This window comes from Polaromonas sp. P1_G2 (genome assembly GCF_056405515.1).
The window spans coordinates 1-484 of sequence record NZ_JBFUBY010001006.1; the positions used below are offsets into that span (position 1 = coordinate 1).

Here is a 484-nt window from a genome sequence, read left to right on the forward strand (position 1 = left end):
GTCAGGGACAGCACGCCGGCCAGAAGCACCCGGCCGCCGGAGGCGAAGACGGTGCGCATGTTGACCGAAAGGCCGAGTGCGGCCATCGAGACCGTGGTCAGCAAGGCCGAACCGGCCTTGGCGGTGTCGACCATTGTTACGGGAACGAGGCCGAAGCTGCGCAGGCACATCATGGCGAAGAAGCCGATGATGAACCATGGTACCAGGCGCGCAAAGGCGATGCCGCCCGCCTGCGTTCCGCTCCTGCCGTCCTTCAGCCGCAGCGCCAGCACGACGGGACCGAGCATCAGGACCCGCATCAGCTTCACCAAGGTGCCGATCTGCACGCTCGCCACGCCGATCGGCGCGGTAGCGGCCAACACTTGCGGCACGGCATAGACGGTCATGCCGGCGAAGACGCCATATTGCCATTGGCTGAGATGGAACAGCGGGAAGAGCGGCGGCAGGAGAAGGACGACGACGATGCCGAGTGCCGCGGTAAAGG

1 protein-coding gene is annotated in these 484 nt (G+C 65.9%); it reads right to left on the bottom strand.

Features of this window, described 5'->3' with window-relative positions:
* Window positions 1-484: putative sulfate exporter family transporter (locus AC1D0P_RS28775; RefSeq protein WP_477679853.1), on the bottom strand; the 484-nt coding region annotated here is incomplete at both ends.